This is a genomic window from Stenotrophomonas sp. GD03777 (assembly GCF_029842485.1).
Taxonomy (GTDB): domain Bacteria; phylum Pseudomonadota; class Gammaproteobacteria; order Xanthomonadales; family Xanthomonadaceae; genus Stenotrophomonas; species Stenotrophomonas sepilia.
In genome coordinates, this window is sequence record NZ_JAOCGL010000200.1 from 1 (window position 1) to 3,019 (window position 3,019).

Below are 3,019 nucleotides of genomic sequence, written 5' to 3' on the forward strand. Positions count from 1 at the left end.
CACACCGGGAATGCCTGCGGCAACTGTTGCCACAGCAGCGGCCCCGCACGCAGTTCCTGATCGTTGAGCAGGCACGCGTCCAGCTCCGCACGCACCGCGCGCTCATCCATGTGCACGCCAATCACCACCAGCTCCTGGCGGCGGTCGCCCCACAGCGGGTGCCACAGCCGCTGCATCGCCGAATGCGCGGCCGCATCCGGGAAGTCTTCCAGACCCGGCAACGGTGCGCTCCAGCAGTCGGCCTGCTGCCGCGCCCAGCCCAGGTCGCTGTACGGCAGCGGCGTGGGCGGCAGCAATGGCGCGGTGTCCTCCAGCCCAGCCCGCACACGATCACGCGCGGCGTACCAGAACCCCGCCGCCTGCGTCCGCGTCGCGGCGCCCACGGTGTTCAGCTCGCCCACCCAGTCCATCCGGTTGGCCAGCCAGAACCAGCCCTTGCTGCGGATCACACCGGGCATCCCCGACTGCAGCGCGCGGGCGAAGCGCGCGGGATGGAACGGTCGCCGCGAGCGGTAAACGAAACTGGCGATGCCGTACTCTTCGGTCTCCGGCGTATGCTCGCCACGCAGTTCCTTCACCCAGCCCGGCGCACGTTGCGCACGCTCGTAGTCGAAGCGGCCGGTGTCCAGCAGCTCGGCCAGTGGCACGTCACCGAAGCGGGACAGCAGCAGCTTCGCGTCGCGGTTCAGGCCGCGCAGCACGGCCAGCGTGTCCTGCAGCACTTCGTCATCCACCTGGTCGACCTTGCTGACCACGATCACGTCGGCGAACTCGACCTGCTCGCACAGCAGGTCGACCACGCCGCGATCATCATCCGGCCCAGCCTGCTGGCCGCGCTCGGCCAGGCGCAGCGTCGAGCCGAAGTCGGCGAGAAACGCGCTGCCATCCACCACCGTCACCATCGTGTCCAGGCGCGCGATGTCACTCAGGCTGAAGCCCTGCTCGTCGCGCACCGCGAACGTGGCCGCCACCGGCATCGGCTCACCGATGCCGGTCGACTCGATCAACAGGTAGTCATAGCGACCGGCGTCGGCCAAGCGCCGCACTTCCTGCAGCAGGTCATCGCGCAGCGTGCAGCAGATGCAGCCATTGCTGAATTCCACCAGCGTCTCTTCGGTGCGGCGCAGCTCGGCGCCGCCGTCGCGCACCAGTTGCGCGTCGATGTTGACCTCACTCATGTCGTTGACGATGACCGCCACACGCAGGCCGGCGCGGTTGCGCAGGATCTGGTTGAGCAGGGTGGTCTTGCCGGCCCCGAGGAAGCCGGACAGCACGGTGACCGGAAGGCGACGGTCGGCGCGGGAAACAGTGTTCATGTCGGAGCGGGTTGGCTGCGGAGTGTAAATGTTACTGTATAACAATATCTGCGCAAGGAACGTCCCCCGATGAAGTCGCCGTCTGCCGCCCTGCTCGATGCCGGCGCGGTCGCCCTGTCCAGCCTGTGCCTGCTGCACTGCCTGGCGCTGCCCCTGCTTGCAGCCGCGCTGCCGCTGTTCGGCAGCTGGGCCGAAGCCGAATGGGTCCACCTGCTGTTCGTGGCCATCGCCTTGCCGCTGACCGGGTATGCATTATGGCGGGCGGAGCGCCGCCATCCGTTGCCGGTGCTGGCCTGGGCCACCGCCGGCGCCGGGCTCGGCCTGCTGCTGGCCGGCGCGCTGGCGTGGCCCTCGCACGACTGGGAAACACCGATGACCGTCACCGGCAGCCTGCTGCTGGCCGCCACGCATATCTGGAACGCGCGGCACCGGCACTACCCTTGCTATTTGCCGTAGCGGCGCAGCAGTTCGACCAGCACCTCGGCCTCGGCCGCCCGCTGCTGCGGGTCTTCGGCGCCGACCACATGTTCCTGCAGATGCTCGTGCAGCAGCTCCATCAGCAGGCTGTGGGCGGCACCGCGCACGGCGGCAACCTGCACCAGCACGTCCGCACAGTCGCCGGCCTCACCCTCCGGCCTGTCCAGCGCCTGCTCCAACGCCGCCACCTGGCCGCCGATGCGGCGTACCCGGGTCAGCAGCTGCTTTCGATTCCTGTGTACATGGGCCATGGGCGCATCGTATACCCTATGGGGGTATCCTTCCACCCTCTGGTCTTTCCATGCACCTGGATGCCCTCGCCGCCGCCCGTCGCCACGAACACCGCTTCGACGACGGCAACCCGCTGGCCGAACGCAATACCCGCCGCGCTCTGTGGCTCACCGTCAGCATGATGCTGGTGGAAATTGTCGGCGGCTGGTGGTTCAACTCCATGGCCGTGCTCGCCGACGGCTGGCACATGAGTTCGCACGCACTCGCGCTGGGCCTGGCAGTGTTCGCCTACCGCTGCGCGCGCCGCTACGCGCACGACCCGCGCTTCGCCTTCGGTACCTGGAAGATCGAGATCCTGGCCGGCTATACCAGCGCCATCGCCCTGCTTGGCGTCGCCGCGCTGATGGCGGTGCAATCACTGGAGCGGCTGTGGGTACCGGCAACGATCCACTACAACGAAGCCATCGCCATTGCTGCGGTCGGGCTGGGCGTCAACCTGCTGTGCGCCTGGTGGCTGCACGACAGCCCGGGCCACGTGCATCACCACCACGGGCATGACCATGGCCATCACCACGGCCACAACCACGATCACACCCATGCGCACGGTCACGACCTCAACCTGCGCTCGGCCTATGTGCACGTGCTGGCCGACGCCGCCACCTCGGTGCTGGCCATCATCGCCCTGCTCGGCGGCAAGCTGCTGGGCCTGACCTGGCTGGACCCGGTGATGGGCCTGGTCGGCGCCGTGCTGGTCACGGTGTGGGCGATCGGCCTGCTGCGCGACAGCGGCCGCATCCTGCTCGACGCGCAGATGGACGCGCCGGTGGTGGCCGAAGTACGCGAGGTGATCGAACAGGGCCCGTGGCCGGCGCGCCTGGCCGACCTGCACGTCTGGCAGGTGGGTCGCGGCAAGTACGCGGTCAGCGCCAGCGTGGTCACCAGTGACGCCACGCTGGATGCCGATACCGTGCGCAACGCGCTGGCGATCCATGAAG

Annotated in this window: 4 protein-coding genes; 2 read left to right on the top strand and 2 right to left on the bottom strand. The window is 68.6% G+C overall.

The genetic code is table 11. The annotated features are described in order from the left end of the window. Window positions 1-1,316 (bottom strand): GTP-binding protein (locus N5E02_RS20620; protein ID WP_279946708.1); only part of this gene is annotated, 1,316 nt, incomplete at its 3' end. Window positions 1,317-1,385: 69 nt separating this feature from the next. Between N5E02_RS20620 and N5E02_RS20625 the strand changes: the two genes are divergently transcribed. Next, window positions 1,386-1,772: a MerC domain-containing protein gene (locus N5E02_RS20625; protein ID WP_279946709.1), complete on the top strand. Its 387-nt coding sequence runs from the start codon at window positions 1,386-1,388 to the stop codon at window positions 1,770-1,772. On the opposite strand, the gene N5E02_RS20630 is transcribed toward N5E02_RS20625, so the two are convergent. Further along, a complete protein-coding gene (locus N5E02_RS20630; RefSeq protein ID WP_049417302.1) occupies window positions 1,760-2,044 on the bottom strand; it encodes a metal-sensing transcriptional repressor in 285 nt (94 codons plus the stop codon). The genes N5E02_RS20625 and N5E02_RS20630 overlap by 13 nt on opposite strands. Before the next feature lie 50 nt (window positions 2,045-2,094). Between N5E02_RS20630 and dmeF the strand changes: the two genes are divergently transcribed. Next, the coding region (gene dmeF / locus N5E02_RS20635; protein WP_279946710.1) for a CDF family Co(II)/Ni(II) efflux transporter DmeF at window positions 2,095-3,019 on the top strand (925 nt) is incomplete at its 3' end.